Raw genomic sequence first — 18,941 nt, forward strand, 5'->3', positions numbered from 1 at the left:
CGCGCCGGGCCCGGAGATCCCGTGGTCGGCCCAGGAGGAGTCCGCGTCCGCGATCCAGCTCTCCCACCAGCCGTCATCGCCGGACCAGCTGGCGCGCTGACCGGAGAAGTCGGCGTTCTCCCAGACGCGGAACCCACCGCTCGGGCAGTCGGCGGCGCTTGCTGTGCCTGCTGGGGTGGGAACGCCGGTGAAGAGGAGGAACAACGCTGCGACGGCCCGGAACAGCCCCGGCCAGCAGCACCGTGAGCACGGCGGCCACCACCGTCCCGTCCGCGACGCGGGCCCAAGCAGCGCTCATCTCCACGCCGCTCGGACGATCAAGAGCTGGCCGAGCACCGCGCGACGGCCCTTCTTCTCCTGGTCGGCCATCCGGACCGGCGGTGTCGATCGTCCGGTCGGTCCGCCGCGACCAGCGCCTCACCGAGGTCCTGATCGGTGCTCCGGCCGGGGCAACCGGAGTTCGCCGAGTGGGCGACGCTGCTCGGCGACGAGGGCGCCGCGACCCCGTTCCTGCGCTACCTGCCCGAGCGGCTCAACCCCCTCGGTGCACGCGTGGAGACGATCCTGCGCGAGCGCTTGGCGGAAGAGCCCTCCTTCGCCGCCTTCGAGGGCTACGACACGAGCGCGGTCCTGGCCGACGTGCTGCTCGCCGGGGGCGCGGGCCGGGCGCCCTCGGCCGCGGCATGGCCGAGCGTCACGGTCGACGGCACGCGCGGGCGCATCCAGTTCCCGCGCGTACCGGACATCAGCGTCTGGCAGTGGAGCGGTGCGCCGATCCAGGTCGTCGACCGGGATCCGTCGGCACCCGCCTTTCGGGTCCTTCACCGTGGCGGAGGGGACGGTGTCACTCTCCCGGCCCGGTCCGTTCAGGCCTGGCGGATCGCGGCCTCGATCTGGGCGAGGTGGGCGCCGAGGATCTCTTCGAACGCGGCATGACGATCCGCCCCGAGGGGACGGACGTCGCGGGCGAAGTGGGCCAGAGCCGGGAAGCGTTCGGGGTCGGCGCCCAGGACCGCCACGCGGAACAGCTCCATGCCCTGCTCGTGCTCTCCGGGGGTGACGGTGCTGATCCCGGCCTCGGAGGCGATCAGCGCGGCGATGAGGACCGCGAGCCGGTGGTAGCGCGCCGGGATCTCCTCGTCGGGCAGTCCCGACGCGCGCAGGGCCTGCAGCACCTCTTCCATGACCAGCCGGGAGCCGGTGCCGCTTGACGCGTAGCGCCCCCAGACCGCGGCGAGCTGGGGCTGCCGCCCGAAGGCCTCTCTCACGTGCAGGGCCAGCGACGTGATGCGCTGCTTCCAGCCACCCTCGGGGCGGTAGCCGTCCATCGCGGCCAGAAGGATCCGGTCGGCGACCGCGCGCAACAGTTCCGTCTTGCTGCGGAAGTGCCGGTACAGGCTCGAGGAATCGGTCCCGAGCGCCGCCGCCAGCTTGCGCACGCTGAACGAATCCGCGTCGCCCGTGCGCAGCAGTTCCGCCGCCGCGTCCAGGATCTCTTCGGTCGACCAGCGCCTTCGGCCCGCCATCTCGCTCCTCTCGCCGGATTTCAGCCTAACCCATGCACTTGGTGTTGCACGCACCGCGTGCATAATGAGGACATGGGAGCTGACCCCGGGAAACACGAAAGGACGCATGACGTGAAGAACGCACTGGATCACGCGGCACTGAACGCGGCCGTCGAGAACGTCCACCGCGCCGGGATGCCGGGACTGTTCGCCGAGGTGAGAGACGGCGACCAGGTCTGGCGCGGCGCCGCCGGGGTGGCCGATGTCGCCACCGGCCGTCCCGTCACCGCCGACATGCGGCACCGCGTCGGCAGCATCACCAAGACCTTCACCGCCGCCGCGGTGCTGCAGCAGGTCGAGAGCGGTCGGATCGGTCTCGACGATCCGATCGGCCGGTACCTGCCGAAGCTGGTTCCCGGAGCGCGCGGTGGCGCGATCACGGTCCGGATGCTGATCAACCACACCAGCGGTCTCGCCGAGTACCTCCCTTACGCCTACCCCTCCCTCAAGGCGTTCCCCGCCCTCGCGGACACCGACCCCCAGAGCCTGGACGACCACCGGTTCACCCGGTTCGACCCCGTCGAACTGATCGAGATGGGGGTGACCGCACCCGCCGTCGGCACCCCGGGCGGCACTCCGGGGGTGTACTCCAACACCAACTACCTGCTCCTCGTCCAACTCCTGGAGGAGGTGACCGGCACCACGGCCGAGCGGTACATCACCCGGAACGTCATCGAGCGCGCCGGGCTCCGGGACACCGAACTCCCCACCGGGCCGTACGTCGACGGGCCGCACGCCCAGCTCTACGAGGCGTGGTTCGGCATGATCGACCCACCGCGCGACTACAGCGTCTTCGACATGTCCTGGGTGGGGCCGTCGGCCTCGCTGATATCGACCGTCACGGACCTCAACCGGTTCTTCGGCATGCTGCTGGCCGGGGAGATCGTCAGCCCGTCGTCGCTCGCGCAGATGCAACGCACCGTCCCGGTCGTCTCCCAGGAGGGAAAGACCATCGACTACGGCCTCGGCCTGCACCCGATGGAGGGTCCCGGCAAGGGCACCTTCTGGGGCCATGGCGGCACGGTCTGGGGCGGTGGAGCGCTGGCCATGACCCGTGCCGACGGCGGTCGTCAGATGTCCGTCGCGGTGAACCTGCAGCGGTGGAACAGGCTCGACGCCTCCGGCAGGCCGCAGCCCCACCCCATCGACGACGCGCTGGTGACGTTGTACCGCGTGGCCATGTACGGCTGACCGGACGGGCAGCCGGTGACGCCCCTGCCACCGACCGGGGCTCGTCGCGACGGGGCCCGTCCTGGCGCGACCAGCCCGTGGTTCGGCCGAGGGAGGACGAGTACCTCGTCGCACCGCTACAGCTGCGAGAAGAGAATCAAAGGGCGAGCAGGGCGGAGTGAGTCCTCACTCATTGACGGAGTGAGGACTCACTCCGTACTATCGCAGTCATGACGGCACCTCAGGAAAACACGACCACCCGTCGCCGCGCCCCCGCCATGTCGCCGGAGCAGCGCCGCGAAATGATCATCCAGACGGCGATCCCGCTGATCGCCGAGTACGGCGCCACCGTCACGACCGCGAAGATCGCCCGCGCCGCGGGCATCGGCGAGGGCACGATCTTCCGGGTCTTCGCCGACAAGGACGAGCTGCTGCAGGCCTGCGTGGCCGAGGCCCTCTCCCCCGAGCACGCGGTCCGGGAACTCGACGCGATCGACGTGTCCCAGCCGCTGCCCGACCGGCTCGCGGAGGCGGCCGACGCGCTTCAGGCGCACCTGTCCAGGATGGGCGCGATCCTCGGCTCGCTGGGGCATGGCGGCGGCAAGCACCCCGGCACGGTGCGCGGCGCCGGCCGCACCGAGTCGGCGACCCGTATCCGCGCGGCCCTAGCCGAGCTGCTGGAGCCCGACCGGGCCGCCCTGCGCCGGCCGCCGGAGCAGATCGCGGCCCTCTTCTTCGGGCTGCTCTTCACCCAGCCGCGCACGGAGGACGAGCCCGACCTGACTCCGCTGGAGCTGGCGGAGATCTTCCTGCACGGGGCGCTCTCGGGGAGCGCCGGGTGAGTCCTCGGCGACGGCGCCTGGGGGTCACGGCCCTGACCGTCCTGGCTCCCGTCCTGGTGTGGCTGGTCGCGGACCCGTTGCTGGGGCACCGGCTGCGGATCACCGACGGCGAGCAGACGCTCGACATCGGCGCCGTGCCCGTAGCGGTCGTCGCACTGTTCGCGTCGCTCTCCGGCTGGGGGCTGCTGGCCGCCCTGGAGCGGTGCGGAGCACGGCGCGCCCGCGCCATCTGGACCGCGGCGGCCGGCGCCGTACTGGCCGTGTCCTTCCTGCCCCTCCTCGGCGGCGGCATGGACGGCGGCACCCGGACCTCCCTCGCCCTGATGCACCTGGCGGTGGCGGCGGTGCTGATCCCGGGGCTGGGCGGCAGGTTCCCCGAGACGGGAGCCGGAGCGGCCAGGGGGTGACCGCGACACCGAGGCCTTCTACGCCGACGACTCTCGAGACTCCTCGTCGGAGCGCCTGAGCGAGAGGGCCGCGATATCGTCGTCGAGCCTTCCGCCGCCGTGCCGGAGCAGATCCCGGTGCAGCGCGCCGAGCAGCTCGCGGGGCTGCTCCAGGTCCTGCAGCCGCATCCAGTCCGGCAGCGGAAAGAACCGGCCGGCGTGATCCCGGGTCTCCGATACGCCGTCCGTGTAGAAGAGCAACTGGTCCCCCGGGGAGAAGGCGACGCTGTCGACCCAGTAGCGGTCACCGATGAGCGACGCGAGGTTGAGGGGCGGGGAGGGGACGGTGGGGTCCAGAACACGGACCTTCCCGCAGTGCGCGATCATCGGCGGCGGATGACCACAGTTGAGAAGCCGGATCCGACCGCCGTCGGGCGGGATCTCGGCCAGGAGAGCGGTGGCGAAGTGCTCGGGCTGGTCCTGAGTGGGAAACGCGGCGCTGTGGCGGGTGACGGTGGTCTCCAGGCGGTGGATGATGCCCTGCAGGTCGGGCTCGTCGTACGCCGCCTCCCGGAAGCTGCCGATCACCGCCGAGGCCACCCCCACCGCGGACAGGCCCTTGCCCCGTACGTCGCCGATGAGCAGCCGGACCCCGTGCGGTGTACCGAGTGCCTCGTAGAAGTCGCCGCCGATCCGGGCCTGCTCCTGGGCCGCCAGATACAGCGACTCGATCTCGAGGTCCCCGATGCGGCGCGGCAGCGGGCGCAGCAGCACCTTCTGGGCCGCGTCGGCGACGAGCCGGAGCTGGAAGAGCACCTCCTCCCGCTGGAGTCGGACATGACTGCCGTAGGCGGCCGCCAAGGTGACCGCGACGATCGCGGCCGACGTGTACTGCGTCCCCAGATCGGTGTAGAAGAGGCTGAGGACCGTCATCAGCAGCAGACAGAACGCCCCCAGCAGCACCGTGGGGAGCACGGGCCACATAGCCGCGGCAAGGGCCGGAGCGGCGGGCAGCAGGCGGCTGAAGGCGATGTCCCGTGGCGTGGAGAACGCCAGGACGGCGATGAGGACGGTCAGGACCACGGGTGACAGCCGGGCGGCTTCCCATCGGCCGCTGTAGGCGGGGCGGCGGCGCCTCAGCCGTGCAGACATGATCACAAATGCATAATATCGGCCGAAACCGGCATCGGGCGCGGAGAGAATCATGCACCACACGCTCTGCGACGGGCAGCCCTGCCCAGAGGAACCGGCCTCCGCAACAGGCACGCCCGACCCTCGCAGACTCCCGTTGCCGACCGGGCGAGGATCAGGCGGAGCCTGGCCGCTCGGGATCACCAGTGTTAGAAAGGTCGCATGGCGGATCGCCTCGCCCGTCCTCGACGCCTCTCGGTCAAGCGCGTGATCAGCAAGAGCACGCGGAGCGTGGCCGGGCAGGTGTTGATCTTCCAGGTGGCTCTCGTGGTGCTGCTCGTGGCCTGCGGCGTTTTCGCTCTCATTCTGCAGTCGGAGCGGGACTCCGCCGCCGAGGCCAGGCACCGCTCCACAGCCGTGGCGCAGACCTTCGCGCACTCACCAGGCGTTCTTGCGGCCTTGCGGGCCCCGGACCCGAGCAGGATTCTCCAGCCGCTCACCGAGGAGGCCCGCCGGGCCGCCGGTGTCGACTTCATCGTGGTCATGGACACCAACGGCATCCGGTACACGCACCCTTTGCCGGACCGCATCGGAAGACAGTTCGTGGGCGAGATCGGACCGTCCCTGGCGGGCAAGGTCTTCGTGGAGAGCGTCGACGGCCCGCTCGGGCGCGAAGTGCAGGCCACGGTCCCGATCCAGACCGCCGGCGACGAGGTGGTGGGCCTGGTCTCGGCGGGGATGAAGGTCAAGAACGTCGAAAGCCAGTTGAACCGGCAGCTACCGATCATCCTGGGCGCGGGGGCCGGAGCGCTCGCGTTGTCCACCGGTGTGACGGCGCTGGTGGGCAGGCGGCTGCGACGGCAGACGCACAGCCTGGCCCCGGACGAGATGACCCTGATGTACGAGCACCACGACACGGTGCTCCACTCCGTCCGGGAAGGGGTCCTGATCGTGGCCGCCGACGGGCGGCTGATGCTGGCGAACGACGAGGCCAGACGGCTGCTGGAACTGCCCCCGGACGTGGAGGGACGGCTCGTCTCGGGATTGCCGGGCCTCGATCCCGAGACAAGGGCGCTGCTCGCCTCCGGGCGCGAGGCCACCGACGAGGTGCACCGCGCGGGAGAGCGGCTGCTCGCGGTCAATCAGCGGCCCACGGAGCACCGGGGAGGCACCAGGGGCACCGTGGTGACGCTGCGCGACTCCACCGAGCTACAGGCGGTGACCGGCAGGGCGGAGGTGGCACGGGAGCGGCTCGGGCTCCTCTACGACGCCGGGCTCCACATCGGTACCACCCTGGACGTGCTGCGCACCGCCGACGAGCTGGCGCGGGTTCCCATTCCTCGCTTCGCGGACTTCGTCACCGTGGACCTGGCCGACAGCGTCCTGCACGGCGATGAGCCGGCCCCCACGGCGACGGACATGCGACGCGCGGCCGTGTGCGGCATCCGGGACGACCACCCGCTCTCCGAGCAGGGCAAGCTCTTCGACTACGTTCCCTCCACTCCCCAGGCACGCGGCTACGGCAGCGGCCACTCGCAGTTGGTGAGCGATCTGCCGGCCGCCACGGGCTGGCGGTTGCAGGACCCGGAGCGTGCGCAGGCGATCATCGACTTCGGCATCCATTCCCTCATCACCGCGCCGATCCAGGCCCGTGGCGTCGTGCTGGGCATGGCCAGTTTCTGGCGCGGGCGGCAGCACGAGCCGTTCAACGAGGAGGACCTGTCGCTGGCGGAGGAACTGGTGGCCCGTGCCGCGATCAGCATCGACAACGCCCGCCGCTACACCCGCGAGCACGCCCTGGCCGTCACCCTCCAGCAGAGCCTGCTGCCGCAGGCGGTGCCCGAGCAGAACGCCCTCGACATCGCCTACCGTTACCTCCCCGCCCAGGCCGGCGTGGGCGGGGACTGGTTCGACGTGATTCCCATGCCGGGGAGCCGGGTGGCACTGGCCGTCGGCGATGTGGTCGGCCACGGCCTGCACGCCGCCGCCACGATGGGACGGCTGCGCACCGCGGTCCACAACTTCTCCGCGCTGGATCTGCCACCCGACGAGCTGCTGAGCCATCTGGATGACCTGGTCGGGAAGATCGACCAGAACGAGACGGCGGAGACCGCGGCGGGTGTCGTGGGCGCCACCTGTCTGTACGGGATCTACGACCCCGTGACGCGTCGCTACGTCGTGGCACGTGCGGGGCATCTGGTGCCCGCCCTGGTCCACCCCGACGGGTCCGTCACCTTCCCGGACGTGCCGGCCGGGCCGCCTCTGGGCCTCGGCGGCATGCCGTTCCAGACCGCGGAGCTGTGCCTGGCGGAGGGGACTCAGCTCGTGCTGTACACCGACGGCCTCATCGAGGACCGCAGGCGCGACCTGGACGTGGGCATGGAACTGCTGCGCGACGCGCTGACGGGCCACCCCGGCCGGCCGCCCGAGGAGACCTGCCAGGACGTGCTGGACAGCCTGCTCCCTGGGCGCCCCAAGGACGACGTCGCCCTGCTCGTCGCCCGCACGCGGGAACTGCCGCCGGACCGGGTCGCCGACTGGGACGTACCGTCGGACCCGGCCGCCGTCTCCGGAATGCGCGACGCCGTGTCGCAACGGCTCGAAGCGTGGGGCCTGTCGGAGTTCGGCTTCGCCATGGAACTCATCCTCAGCGAGCTCATCACCAACGCCATCCGCTACGGCGCCGGGCCCATCCACGTCCGGCTGATCCGCGACCGCACGCTGATCTGCGAAGTGGCCGACAGCAGCAGCACCTCACCGCACCTGCGGTACGCCGCGACGACCGACGAAGGAGGCCGGGGTCTGTTCCTGGTGTCGCAGATGGCCGAGCGCTGGGGCACCCGGTACACCCCGCAGGGCAAGATCATCTGGGCCGAACAGGCCCTGCCCGAGGGCATGCGGCAGCCTGCCCCGGGTCCGGTGGACGCGGACACACCCCTGGACGCCGAGACAGCCGACCCGTGAGGCAGGTCGTGGCAGGTCGTTGCGCGGTTGGGGGCGCCCGGCGCGTTCGGCGCCACGCTCCCGACCGTGCGCCGGGTGATCACGGCACTGAGCGTGAGGGAGGACGTGCGGGCGTGAGCCGCGTCGCATCGCCAGGGGTGGGACTTGCTATGCAACGAGTTGCATAGCACGATCGCCGTCATGGCGCTCGAGCACGCGATCCTGGTGTCGCTCCTGGAGAAGCCGGGCTCCGGCTATGAGCTGGCCCGGCGTTTCGAACGGTCCATCGGCTACTTCTGGACCGCGACCCACCAGCAGATCTATCGCGTACTGAAGCGCATGGAGAACGACGGCTGGGTCGAAGCCCTGGACGTCCCGCAGCAAGGACGGCCGGACAAGAAGGAGTACTCCGTCGCCGACCTCGGCCGGGCCGCGCTGTCCTCGTGGTTGCACGATCCGATCGAGCCGGAGAGCGTCCGCCACGACCTGGCGGTGAAGATCCGGGGCGCGGCCTTCGACGACCCGGCCGCCCTGATCCGCGAGGTGGAGCGGCACCGGCAGGCGCACCGGGACCGGCTGGCGCACTATCTGGCAGGCGAGGAGCGGGACTTCACGGGGCCCGAAGCGGGCGCGGCCGCCCCGGAAGCGCCGCCGGACGCGGAGCGGGAGCTTCAGCACGTCGTCCTGCGCGGCGGCATCGCGTACGAGCGGATGATGATCGGCTGGCTGGACGACGTTCTCGCCACGCTGGCCCGCTTCGGCCCGGGCCACTGACCGCGCTCCACCGCACCGGCCGCGGCTGCTGTGCCGCTCCGGGCGCCATACCTCTCGATTCTCATCCGTCCACCCGCCGAAAGAGGTCCTCCATGGCTGACCACCTGCTCTTCAACCCGCGCACGTACGACCCCGCGCACTTCGACCCCGAGACACGCCGCTTGCTGCGTGCCACCGTCGACTGGTTCGAGGAGCGCGGGAAGCGGCAGCTGATCGAGGACTACCGGACCCGCGCCTGGCTCGGTGACTTCCTCGCCTTCGCCGCGAAGGAGGGCCTGTTCGCCACCTTCCTGACGCCGTCGTCCAGCGCCGGGGAGGGGGAGACGGACAAGCGGTGGGACACCGCCCGTATCGCCGCGCTCAACGAGATCCTCGGCTTCTACGGCCTGGACTACTGGTACGCCTGGCAGGTCACCATCCTCGGCCTCGGCCCGGTCTGGCAGAGCGACAACACCGCCGCCCGCGCCCGCGCCGCGGAACTCCTCGCGCGGGGAGAGGTGTTCGCGTTCGGACTGTCCGAGAAGGCCCATGGCGCCGACATCTACTCCACCGACATGCTGCTCGAGCCCGACGGCGACGGCGGCTTCCGCGCCACCGGCTCCAAGTACTACATCGGCAACGGCAACGCCGCCGGTCTCGTCGCCGTCTTCGGCCGCCGTACCGACGTCGAGGGCCCCGACGGCTACGTGTTCTTCGCCGCCGACAGCCGTCACCCGAACTACCACCTGGTCAAGAACGTCGTCGACTCCTCCAAGTTCGTCAGCGAGTTCCGCCTGGAGGACTACCCCGTGACGTCCGACGACGTCCTGCACACCGGCCGCGCTGCCTTCGACGCCGCCCTCAACACGGTCAACGTCGGCAAGTTCAACCTGTGCACCGCCTCGATCGGCATCTGCGAACACGCGATGTACGAGGCCGTCACCCATGCCCACAACCGCGTCCTCTACGGCCGCCCCGTCACCGCCTTCCCGCACGTGCGGCGCGAGCTGACCGACGCGTACGTCAGGCTCGTCGGGATGAAGCTGTTCAGTGACCGCGCCGTCGACTACTTCCGCTCCGCCGGCCCCGACGACCGCCGCTACCTGCTCTTCAACCCGATGACGAAGATGAAGGTGACCACGGAGGGCGAGAAGGTCATCGACCTGATGTGGGACGTCATCGCCGCCAAGGGTTTCGAGAAGGACAACTACTTCAGCCAGGCGGCTGTGGAGATCCGTGGCCTGCCGAAGCTGGAGGGCACGGTCCACGTCAACCTGGCGCTGATCTTGAAGTTCATGCGCAACCACCTCCTCGACCCGGTCGAGTACCCGAGTGTCCCGACCCGTCTCGACGCGGCCGACGACGACTTCCTGTTCCGGCAGGGACCGGCCAGGGGCCTCGGCTCGGTGCGCTTCCACGACTGGCGCCCGGCCTTCGAGGCGTACGCGCATCTGCCCAACGTCGCCCGCCTGCGCGAACAGGCCGACGCGCTCTGCGAGTTCGTCGCCACAGCCGGCCCCGACGCGGAGCAGAGCCGTGACCTCGACCTCGTCCTCTCGATCGGGCAGCTCTTCGCGCTCGTCGTGCACGGGCAGCTCGTCCTGGAGCAGGCCGGCCTGACCGGACTCGACGAGGACGTACTCGACGAACTCTTCGCCGTCCTCGTACGGGACTTCTCCGGGCACGCCGTCGAACTGCACGGCAAGGACTCGGCGACCGAGCAGCAGCAGGAGTGGGCGCTGGCGTCGGTCCGGCGGCCGGTCGTCGACCAGGCGCGCACGGAGCGCGTCTGGCAGCGGGTCGAGGCGCTGTCCGGCACGTACGAGATGGCCGAGTAGGGGGGCCATCTCCATCACCGGTGGGCGGGCCGCGTGGGCCCGGCCACCGGTCGGCCCCCAGGCCGCAGTTCTTGATCTTGTAGTAGCCGTCTCCCGTACCTGACGCCTGGAGGGTGCGGTCCTGACAAGCGAAGCCACATGAACCATGCCAGAATGCGCGCATACCATAACCGAAGGGGAATTTTGGACGCCTTGTGAAATGGCCGCGCATCGCAGTGAGGGCAGCCGTCGCCCTGGCACTGGCCGGGACGACGGTGATGGCGTGCGGCGCCGACGGTGACGGTTCGAAGACGTTGACCTGGTCGATGTGGGCCGACGGCGGTGAGGAACAGCAGGTCTGGCACGCATTCGCAGAGCGTGTCTCCCGCGAGGATCCGCAGATCACGATCAAGCTCGAGACCTCGTCCTTCCAAGACTATTTCGCCGGGCTCGGCACCCGTCTGGACAGCGGCGACGGGCCCTGCATCGTCTCGATGCAGTCGCTCCGCACCGCCGGTTACACCCAGGGCATGCTGCCGCTCGACGATCTGATCGCCAAGAACAAGTTCGATGTGACGGACTTCGACAAGTCCGTCATGGAGGGGCTGAGTGCCGATGGGAAGCTGTACGCGCTGCCGTACGACGTCGGCCCGGTGATCCTCACGTACAACAAGAGCATGTTTCGGAAGGCGGGGGTGCCGGAGCCCAAGCCGGGATGGACCCTGGCCGAGTTCGAATCGGCCGCCCGCAAGCTGACCGGAGACCGGAAGTACGGGTTTGTGGCGGCACCTCAGGATGTGTGGATGTTTCCCATGGTGCTGACGAAGACCGGGGCGCAACCCACCGACGGCGCGGGCGGACTGCGACTGACCACCCCCGCCATGACCGAGGGCGTGCAGTGGTACGCCGACCTGGCGGCCAGGAAGAAGGTCGCCCCCCATCTACCGGAGCGCGATTCCGCGTTTTTCGCCGACAGTACTTTCCTCAGCGGCGATGTGGCCATGGGTACCAGCGGGCCGTGGGCGCTGCTGAACCTGAAGAACCAGGCCGGCTTCCAGGTGGGCCTGGCCACGATTCCCGCCGGCCCGGACGGCAGCAGGACGTATTCGGCCGGTTCCGGGTTCGGCATCTCCAAGTCCTGCCCGGACCCGGAGCGGGCGTTCAAGGCGATCACGCTGATGACCGCAAAGAAGCAACTGGAGTGGCTCGGCGGGGTGGGACGTGCCTATCCATCACGCGAGTCGGCACAGCACGCGTGGTACGAGAACGCCCACCTTGCCGGCGCCCGAGAGGTTCTCGAGGCCGCCAACGCCACCTCGATTCCGCTGCGCACGACGAAACACTGGGAGAAGGTCAACCAACTGCTCAACCAGAACGGGGCCAGGCTCTTCAACGGGGCGAGCTCCGCGAAGCAAGTCCTGGAGCAGGTGCAAGACCAGGCCGGGTAGAGGTGATCGGCGCAGGATGCCGCCCGCCGCCGAGCTCTGCCCAGGACGGCGGCGACGAGATCCCGCGGTTGCCGGATCGCACCCTCCCGGCCCGGCTATCCGTGCAGTTCGCGGTAGGCGGAGACCGCGCCCGGATGCAGGGGCACGGCTCCCGTGGAGATGAGGCTGCGGGCGTCGAGGAACTGGGTGCCGAGGGCCGGGGCGGGGACGAGGCGGGTGGCCCGGCGGACCAGGACGTGGGTGAGGGCGGAGGCCACGGGGCCGGGCAGGCCGGGGTGGCAGAGGAGGAGGTTGGCGACGCCGATCGTGGAGACCTCGGGGACGTTCCGGTACGCGCCCGCCGGGACCGTTACCGCCTCCAGGCCCGATCCGTCCCGGCCATCGTCGGCCCGCAGCCGGGGCAGCAGCGCGGACAACGACAGCAAGCGGATGCCGGGGTGCCGGTCGAGCCCGGACAGCACGGGCAGCGGAACACCGCCCGCGACGAGCAGGGCGTCGATCCGGCCGGCCTCCATCGCCCGGGCCGCCTGCGGCATCAGCAGATGCCGGACCTGTACGTCGGTGCCGGGCGTGAGGCCCGCGGCGTGCAGGAGGCGGTCGCCGAGCACGGCACCGCCGGAGTCGGGCGCGCCCAGGGACACGGTCCGGCCCGCCAGGTCGGCCACGGTGCGGACGGGCGCGTCGGAGCGCACGGCCAGTTGGACGTAGTTCTCGTAGACCCGGCCGATCGCGCGCAGCGGCACCCGGCGGCGAAACGGTGCCGTGCCGTCGTACGCAGCCCACGCGATGTCCGACAGGGCCAGCCCCACATCGGCCCGGCGCTCCCCCAGCAGCCGCACGTTGGCCACACTGCCCTCGCTGTTGACCACCGTGCAGGACAGCCGGGGGTAGGCCGCCGTGATCTGGTCGGCGAGGAGCCGGCCGAAGGCCGCGTAGAAGCCGTCGGACTCGCCGGTCGCGATCCGAAGCGTGCCCTGCGGGCCGGGGTCACCGTGCCGGGCGTCGGCCGCCGTAGCGGTCGCGAACAGGCCGGTGCCCGCCGCTCCGAGGGCGGCGCGCAGCGCGTTACGGCGGCTGGGACCGTTCACGGCGTGGGTCCCTGCGGCAGCACGACCCGGACGCGCAGGCCGTGCGGTCGTGCCGCCGCGAACTCGACGCGCCCGCCGCGCCCGGCGGCCAGCCGCTCGGCGATCGCCAGGCCGAGGCCGCTACCGCGCACCTCGCGGTGGCGTTCCGCCCGCCAGAAGCGGGTACCGGCCCGGGGCAGCTCGCCGCTGGTGAGGCCCGGACCGGTGTCGCGCACCTCGAACACCGCGTTCGGGCCCTCGGTGAAGCAGCGCGCCACGACGGCGGCGTCGCTCCCGGCGTACTTGATCGCATTGTCGAGGAGGATGTCGGCCGCCTGAGCCAGTTCCTCCTCCGCGCAGGTCATCGGGACGGCGGGGCCGGGGACGAACTCCAGGCGGACCCCGGCCCGCTCGGCCACCGGCTGCCACAGCAGAGCGCGGGCGGCGGCGACCTCGGTGGCGTCGCAGGACACTTCACGCGCGTCCGTGACGGCCAGTTCACCGGCCCGGTGTTCGGCGTTCGCCAAGGTGAGCAGGTCGTCGAGCAGGTGCTCCATGCGTTCCAGCTCGGCCGTCACCCCGGTATAGGTGCGGGTGCCGGAGGCGGCCAGGTGGGTCTGGAGCGAGTCGATACGCAGCCGCAGGGCGGCCAGCGGGTTGCGCAGCTGGTGCGAGGTGTCGGCCACCAGGCGGCGCTGCTGCTCCAGCGCGGTGGTGACCGACTCGGCCATGCGGTTGAAGCCGGCGGCCAGCTGCCGCAGCTCGGGCGGACCGCCCGCCCGGGCGTGCTCGGGCGGCAGACCGGCCGCCAGGGTCCCGACGGCGTGGTCGAGGCGGTGCAGCGGTCGTACGACCCATTGGGTGGCCCGGCGGGCCAGCATGACGCACGCCGCGGCGAACAGGCCCGCCCCGGCCAGGACGAGCGCCCAGCGCAGGGCGATGTCGTCCGCAGCGGTCCGCACCGAGGCGCGCAGCACCACCGCGCCGGACACCCGGGTGCCGGCGCCCACGGGACGGGCGAGCAGCCGGTCGGACCGGGTCCAGGGCCGCAGGGTCCCGCCGGGGGCGACGGGTTGGTTGCGCAGCGCCGCGTCCACGAGGCGGGCGACGGCCGGGTCGGCGGCGCGCAGGCCGCCTGTCTGCACCACCGGGGCGCGGCGGGCGTCGACGACCACGACGGCTTCGCCGTACAGCTCGGTGTAGCGGCCCACCTCGGCGGTGAGCGCGCCGTTGTCGTCGCTCTCGGCGGCCTGCTCGGCCAGCCCGGCGAACCGGTCCAGGTCGGCGGTGCGCGCCGCGACGAGCTGCTGTGTGCGCTGTGCGGCGGTGACGGCCAGCAGCGGGGCGACGAAGCCGGCCACCGCGAGGACCGCGAAGGCCAGGACGACGGTGAGGACGCGGGTTCGCATGAAGAAGGCCTGTGCGGGGCGCCGGCTCAGTCGCCGAAGCGGTAGCCGAAGCCGCGGATCGTGGTCAGCACCTCGGGGCGGCCGAGCTTGGCCCGCACCTGAGTGAGATGGACGTCGAGCGAGCGGGACACGGCGAGGAAGGCGTCGCCCCACACCTCGTCCAACAGCTGCTGGCGGCTGACCGCCGTGCCGGCCCGGGCCGCCAGCGCGGCCAGGACCTCGAACTCCTTGGTGGTCAGCCGCACCTCCGCGCCGCCGACCAGAACTCGACGGGCGTCGAGGTCGACCTCGACGTCACCTGCGCGCACGGTACGCGGCGCCGGGGCGGCGAAGGCGGTGGCACGACGGGTGACGGCCACGATGCGGGCGAGCAGCTCGGCCAGCCGGACCGGCTTGACCAGGTAGTCGTCGGCGCCCAGCCGCAGGCCGCGCACCACCGACCGTTCGTCGCCCCGCGCGGTGAGGACCACCACCGGCAGGGCGCTCACCGCGCGCAGCTTGCGCAGCACGTCCAGGCCGTCCATGTCGGGCAGGCCGAGGTCGAGCAGCAGCAGGTCCGTCTGTCGGTGGCGGGCGAGGACGTCCTCGCCGCGCCGGACGCGGGTCGGCAGGTGGCCGTTGTCGTAAAGGGCCTCCGTGAGCGCACCCGCCACACCGTCGTCGTCCTCGGCCAGCAGCACCCGCACCGTCGCCTCCTTACCGCGCAGTCAGTCCCGGGACGGGGAGGTGTCCTCGTCCAGCGGCGATCCGTCCGATGTCTCGCGCATCCGAATGTAGACGAGCAGCGAGACGAGGACGCAGGCGGTGACGTAGTAGAAGTACCAGTTCTCGTGTCCGGCGTTCTTGAACCAGAGGGCCACGTACTCGGCGGTCCCGCCGAACACCGCCACGGTCAGCGCGTACGGCAGGCCGACGCCGAGCGCCCGGATCGAGGTCGGGAACAGCTCGGCCTTCACCACCGCGCTGATCGAGGTGTACAGGGAGCTGACGGCCAGCGGCACCACCATGAGCAGGAACGCGTACACCGGGTCGCTGGTGTGGGACAGCAGCGTGAGCGAAGGCACCACCACCACGGTGCCCAGGACCCCGAACGCGATCAGCATCGGACGGCGTCCGACCCGGTCGGAAAGCAGTCCCATGACCGGCTGGAGCACCACGAACACCAGCAGGGCGCAGAAGTTGATCCAGGCCGCCGTCGGCTTGGCGATGCCGCTGGTGTTGACCATGAACTTCTGCAGATACGTCGTGTACGTGTAGAAGAACAGCGTGCCGCCCATGGTCAGCCCGACGACGACCAGGCACTGCCGGGGGTACGACAGCAGCGTCCGCAGGGTTCCGCGGTTCTCGCCGGCCTCGGTGGCCTTCGCGGCCTTCTCGAAGCTCTCCGACTCGTCCATCCCGCGCCGCAGCCAGAGCACGACGACCGCCCCGGCCGCGCCCACGACGAAGGCGATCCGCCAGCCCCACGCCTCCATCTGCGCGCCACTGAGCACCTGCTGGAGGACGATCTGAAGGCCGAGCGCGGTCAGCTGGCCTGCGATGAGCGTGACGTACTGGAAACTGGAGTAGTAGCCGCGCCGGCCGGGCGATGCCACCTCGGACATGTAGGTGGCCGAGGTCGAGTACTCACCGCCGACCGAGAGGCCCTGGAGCAGCCGCGCGGTCACGAGGAGGACCGGCGCGGCGACCCCGATCGAGCCGTACGACGGGGTCAGCGCCACGATCAGCGATCCGGCAGCCATGAGTGTGACCGAGAGCGTCAGTGCCGCGCGGCGCCCGTGGCGGTCGGCGTAGCGGCCCAGTACCCAGCCTCCGATCGGCCGCATCAGGAAGCCGACGGCGAACACCGCAGCGGTGTTCAGCAGCTGGGCGGTCTGGTCGCCGGCGGGGAAGAAGACCGAGGCGAAGTAGACGCTGAACGCGGTGTACGCATACCAGTCGTACCACTCGATCAGGTTGCCGATCGATCCGCGCAGGATGTTGCTGACGACCCTGCGTTCGTCGCGGCGGGGCTTTCGCCCGCGCTCGGTCGTGGTCTGGGTGGCCATCGGTACTCCTTTGTCTGCGGCGGCCGGGAGCACACAGCGTCGATGGCGGAACAGCGCAGCTCAACGCCGTGAACGAAGTCCTAACAGTCCCTTAGGTCGACGTGCGCCGCGCCGTCCGCCGCGCTCGTGCCCGAACGGGGAGGGGCGGCGGCTGTCCACACCGGCAGGGCCCTGACGCGCCCGAGCCGGGCGGAGAAGACACACCGCCGTGCAACGCGACGGGTTTCACCGTGTCCACAGCGGCGGCTGGGCGACCTCGTGGAGACGCGGCGCCGGTGGGCCGAAGTCCACCCGCGGCGTTGGCCGCCGCGCGGGCCGGATGCCTCGTTCATCATCGGCGAGTTCGTCCCGCGCCACGGCGCCGGACCCAGTGAGCCACGGCGCCCGGAGCCGGTGAGCCACGGCGCCCGGAGCCGGGGTCAGGACGCACGCCGACCCGGTTCAGCGTGCCGCGCGTTCGCTCCGACAAATAGTCACCGGAGCGTAACTTTCTCAGGTGTTACCGGCGTTAACTAACACTGCTAGTTTTCACGCACCCTGCAACGAAGCAACGCGAGGAGTGAACTGTGAGCCGCTACAGAAGCCGTCCGCGTTCCGCGGGCCACCGTCTGACCGCCGCCGCGATCGCCACCGTGGCCTGTGCCTGCGTCAGCGTGCCCCAGGCCGACGCCGCCGGGACCGACACCGAACCCGTCGTGTCCCGGGGAGTCACCATCCCGGCCTTCTACACCCCGCCCGCCCAACTGCCCGCCGCCAACGGCACCTTGATCCGGAAAGAGTCCCTTCCCCTGGGGCTCTCGCTGCCCGGCCTCGACGGCCGCCCCCTGCCGGGCACCGCCACCCGCCTGATGTACAAGTCCACCGACTCCAGCGGCCGCCCCGTCGCGGTGACCGGTGCCTACATCGAGCCGTCGGCTCAGTGGAAGGGCAACGGGCCCCGGCCCCTGGTGGCGGTGGCCTCGGGGACCATGGGCCAGGGCGACCAGTGCGCGCCCTCGTACGCCCTGGAACACCCGCTCACCGTCAGCGGGGAGACCCTGTCCGTCGGCTACGACAACCTGGCGATCTACCGTCTCCTGGCCACCGGAGCGGCCGTCGTCGTCACCGACTACGTCGGTCTGGGCGCCACCGACCGGCTGCACACCTACGTCAACCGCGTGGACGAGGGGCACGCGGTGCTGGACGCCGTCCGTGCGGCGCGCGCCCTCCCCGGTACGTCCCTCACCTCCGACTCCCGCGTCGGCCTGTACGGCTACAGCGAGGGCGGCGGCGCCACTGCCTCGGCGGCCGAACTCCAGCCCACCTACGCGCCCGACGTCCACCTCGCCGGCACCTACGCCGGCGCGCCGCCCGCCGACCTGACCGCCGTCATGAAGGGGATCGACGGGAGCGCTCTGGTCAGCGCCCTGGGCTGGGCGATCAACGGCTTCGCCCAGACGTACCCCGAGATGCGCAGCATCGCCGAGGCGAACCTCAACGACGCCGGACGCAAGGCCCTCGCCGGCACGTCGACCATGTGCGTCGGCGACGCGGTCATCCGCTACGGCTTCACCCGGAGCACCGCCTGGACCACCAGCGGAAAATCCGTCGCCGACATCATCGCCGCCGAACCGGGCGCCCAGGCCGTCCTCGACGAGCAGCGCCTCGGGACGCTCAAGCCGACCGGTCCGGTCCGTGTGGCCACCGGCGTCGAGGACGACATCGTGCCGCACCGCCAGGCCCGCCAACTGGCCGTGGACTGGTGTCGTAAGGGCGGCAACGTCACCTACGAGGCCGTCGACCTGCCCAACCTCGGCGACAGGATCCTCACCAACCACCTCGCCCCCCTCATCACCGACCAAGGATCAGCGATCTCCTGGCTCACCGACCGTCTGGAGGGCAAACCGACCGCGTCCAACTGCTGGACGATGCCCGTACAGCGCTGAGCGATCCATCCGGCGCCCTGCCCACCCGGTCTCCGGCGGAGGGCGCCGCACAGGACGCGAGACGGGGAACCCGGAGCGGGAGGAGTACACCTGATGCGCTCTTCCCGGTTCGCCGTTGAGCACACCGCCCTGCGTCTCCCCCGCAGGCGCGTTCTACCAGTTCCCGCGGTACGACCTCGATCTGCCGTCGACCGAGGTCGTGGCGGCGCTGCGCACGGTGTACGGCGTCGCCGTGCGGCCGGGCAGCGAGTTCGGCGCCCAGGACGAGGGGCACCTGCGGTTGTCGTACGCCGCCGACGCGGCGTCCATCACCGAGGGCGTCCGTCGCCTGGCCCACGGCCTCGCGGGCCTTCGGTGCACGCCGTTCCATGCCGACGGGGAGTCGACCCCTGCGCGGTGACACCCAGCGCAACCGCAGGCAGCTCATCAAAGCCGCG

General features: G+C 71.1%; 15 protein-coding genes and 2 pseudogenes. 10 read left to right on the forward strand and 7 right to left on the reverse strand.

Annotation, left to right across the window (positions count from 1 at the left end; translation table 11 throughout):
• Positions 1-3 precede the first annotated feature (3 nt).
• Positions 4-225, reverse strand: a pseudogene (locus tag QOL88_RS02945) (peptidase inhibitor family I36 protein); the annotation flags it as partial.
• Positions 226-321: 96 nt separating this feature from the next.
• Here QOL88_RS02945 and QOL88_RS02950 point away from each other — a divergent pair.
• Positions 322-831: pseudogene (locus QOL88_RS02950) on the forward strand (ABC transporter substrate-binding protein); the annotation flags it as partial.
• Positions 832-866: 35 nt separating this feature from the next.
• Here the strand turns inward: QOL88_RS02950 and QOL88_RS02955 are convergent.
• Positions 867-1,526: a TetR/AcrR family transcriptional regulator gene (locus tag QOL88_RS02955; RefSeq protein ID WP_097214942.1), complete on the reverse strand. Its 660-nt coding sequence runs from the start codon at positions 1,524-1,526 to the stop codon at positions 867-869.
• A 111-nt stretch (positions 1,527-1,637) separates the two neighbouring features.
• On the opposite strand from QOL88_RS02955, the gene QOL88_RS02960 reads away from it, so the two are divergent.
• The 3 genes from QOL88_RS02960 (at position 1,638) to QOL88_RS02970 (ending at position 3,984) form a co-directional block, all read left to right on the forward strand.
• Positions 1,638-2,756, forward strand: coding sequence for a serine hydrolase domain-containing protein (locus QOL88_RS02960; protein WP_097214943.1), 1,119 nt, complete (start codon positions 1,638-1,640; stop codon positions 2,754-2,756).
• Positions 2,757-2,965: 209 nt separating this feature from the next.
• Complete coding sequence (locus QOL88_RS02965; protein WP_097214944.1) at positions 2,966-3,577, forward strand: TetR/AcrR family transcriptional regulator; 612 nt, start codon at positions 2,966-2,968, stop codon at positions 3,575-3,577.
• Positions 3,574-3,984 (forward strand): DUF6069 family protein, encoded by a 411-nt coding sequence (locus QOL88_RS02970; RefSeq protein WP_179878748.1) that lies wholly within the window; start codon positions 3,574-3,576, stop codon positions 3,982-3,984. Before QOL88_RS02965 ends, QOL88_RS02970 begins: the two co-directional genes overlap by 4 nt.
• An 18-nt stretch (positions 3,985-4,002) precedes the next feature.
• Here the strand turns inward: QOL88_RS02970 and QOL88_RS02975 are convergent, their stop codons facing one another.
• The gene (locus QOL88_RS02975; RefSeq protein WP_097222835.1) at positions 4,003-5,115 is read right to left on the reverse strand and encodes a PP2C family protein-serine/threonine phosphatase; all 1,113 of its coding nucleotides are present in this window, start codon (positions 5,113-5,115) and stop codon (positions 4,003-4,005) included.
• A 201-nt stretch (positions 5,116-5,316) separates the two neighbouring features.
• Between QOL88_RS02975 and QOL88_RS02980 the strand changes: the two genes are divergently transcribed.
• The 4 genes from QOL88_RS02980 (at position 5,317) to QOL88_RS02995 (ending at position 12,055) form a co-directional block, all read left to right on the forward strand.
• Positions 5,317-8,058 carry a SpoIIE family protein phosphatase gene (locus QOL88_RS02980; RefSeq protein WP_097214945.1) on the forward strand — a complete coding sequence of 914 codons (2,742 nt, stop codon included), beginning with the start codon at positions 5,317-5,319 and terminating at the stop codon, positions 8,056-8,058.
• A 180-nt stretch (positions 8,059-8,238) separates the two neighbouring features.
• Positions 8,239-8,811 carry a PadR family transcriptional regulator gene (locus QOL88_RS02985; protein WP_097214946.1) on the forward strand — a complete coding sequence of 191 codons (573 nt, stop codon included), beginning with the start codon at positions 8,239-8,241 and terminating at the stop codon, positions 8,809-8,811.
• Between the two features lie 92 nt (positions 8,812-8,903).
• Positions 8,904-10,628 (forward strand): acyl-CoA dehydrogenase family protein, encoded by a 1,725-nt coding sequence (locus tag QOL88_RS02990; protein ID WP_097214947.1) that lies wholly within the window; start codon positions 8,904-8,906, stop codon positions 10,626-10,628.
• A 194-nt stretch (positions 10,629-10,822) separates the two neighbouring features.
• On the forward strand, positions 10,823-12,055 hold the full coding sequence (locus QOL88_RS02995) for an ABC transporter substrate-binding protein (protein ID WP_143668835.1): 1,233 nt from the start codon (positions 10,823-10,825) through the stop codon (positions 12,053-12,055).
• Positions 12,056-12,150: 95 nt separating this feature from the next.
• Here QOL88_RS02995 and QOL88_RS03000 read toward each other — a convergent pair whose 3' ends face one another.
• From QOL88_RS03000 to QOL88_RS03015, 4 genes are read right to left on the reverse strand one after another with little or no spacing between them, the layout of a single operon-like run.
• On the reverse strand, positions 12,151-13,143 hold the full coding sequence (locus QOL88_RS03000; RefSeq protein ID WP_179878749.1) for a TAXI family TRAP transporter solute-binding subunit: 993 nt from the start codon (positions 13,141-13,143) through the stop codon (positions 12,151-12,153).
• Positions 13,140-14,531: a sensor histidine kinase gene (locus tag QOL88_RS03005; RefSeq protein ID WP_097214949.1), complete on the reverse strand. Its 1,392-nt coding sequence runs from the start codon at positions 14,529-14,531 to the stop codon at positions 13,140-13,142. Before QOL88_RS03005 ends, QOL88_RS03000 begins: the two co-directional genes overlap by 4 nt.
• A gap of 26 nt (positions 14,532-14,557) precedes the next feature.
• Positions 14,558-15,217 (reverse strand): response regulator transcription factor, encoded by a 660-nt coding sequence (locus tag QOL88_RS03010; RefSeq protein ID WP_097214950.1) that lies wholly within the window; start codon positions 15,215-15,217, stop codon positions 14,558-14,560.
• A gap of 21 nt (positions 15,218-15,238) precedes the next feature.
• Positions 15,239-16,579, reverse strand: coding sequence for an MFS transporter (locus tag QOL88_RS03015; RefSeq protein WP_097214951.1), 1,341 nt, complete (start codon positions 16,577-16,579; stop codon positions 15,239-15,241).
• A gap of 632 nt (positions 16,580-17,211) precedes the next feature.
• On the opposite strand from QOL88_RS03015, the gene QOL88_RS03020 reads away from it, so the two are divergent.
• The gene (locus QOL88_RS03020) at positions 17,212-18,504 is read left to right on the forward strand and encodes a lipase family protein (protein ID WP_373559337.1); all 1,293 of its coding nucleotides are present in this window, start codon (positions 17,212-17,214) and stop codon (positions 18,502-18,504) included.
• 115 nt (positions 18,505-18,619) lie between these two features.
• Complete coding sequence (locus QOL88_RS03025) at positions 18,620-18,904, forward strand: aminotransferase class I/II-fold pyridoxal phosphate-dependent enzyme (protein ID WP_283445872.1); 285 nt, start codon at positions 18,620-18,622, stop codon at positions 18,902-18,904.
• The last annotated feature ends 37 nt before the right edge of the window (positions 18,905-18,941 follow it).

The sequence above is a fragment of the Streptomyces sp. Ag82_O1-12 genome, assembly GCF_900182715.1.
Lineage (GTDB): Bacteria > Actinomycetota > Actinomycetes > Streptomycetales > Streptomycetaceae > Streptomyces > Streptomyces massasporeus.

Bases quoted from the DNA above. Each gene is read 5' to 3' on its own strand.
- QOL88_RS02955 (WP_097214942.1), bottom strand. From the start codon at position 1,526: ATGGCGGGCCGAAGGCGCTGGTCGACCGAAGAGATCCTGGACGCGGCG.
- QOL88_RS02965 (WP_097214944.1), top strand. From the start codon at position 2,966: ATGACGGCACCTCAGGAAAACACGACCACCCGTCGCCGCGCCCCCGCC.
- QOL88_RS02975 (WP_097222835.1), bottom strand. From the start codon at position 5,115: ATGTCTGCACGGCTGAGGCGCCGCCGCCCCGCCTACAGCGGCCGATGG.
- QOL88_RS02980 (WP_097214945.1), top strand. From the start codon at position 5,317: ATGGCGGATCGCCTCGCCCGTCCTCGACGCCTCTCGGTCAAGCGCGTG.
- QOL88_RS02985 (WP_097214946.1), top strand. From the start codon at position 8,239: ATGGCGCTCGAGCACGCGATCCTGGTGTCGCTCCTGGAGAAGCCGGGC.
- QOL88_RS02990 (WP_097214947.1), top strand. From the start codon at position 8,904: ATGGCTGACCACCTGCTCTTCAACCCGCGCACGTACGACCCCGCGCAC.
- QOL88_RS03005 (WP_097214949.1), bottom strand. From the start codon at position 14,531: ATGCGAACCCGCGTCCTCACCGTCGTCCTGGCCTTCGCGGTCCTCGCG.
- QOL88_RS03015 (WP_097214951.1), bottom strand. From the start codon at position 16,579: ATGGCCACCCAGACCACGACCGAGCGCGGGCGAAAGCCCCGCCGCGAC.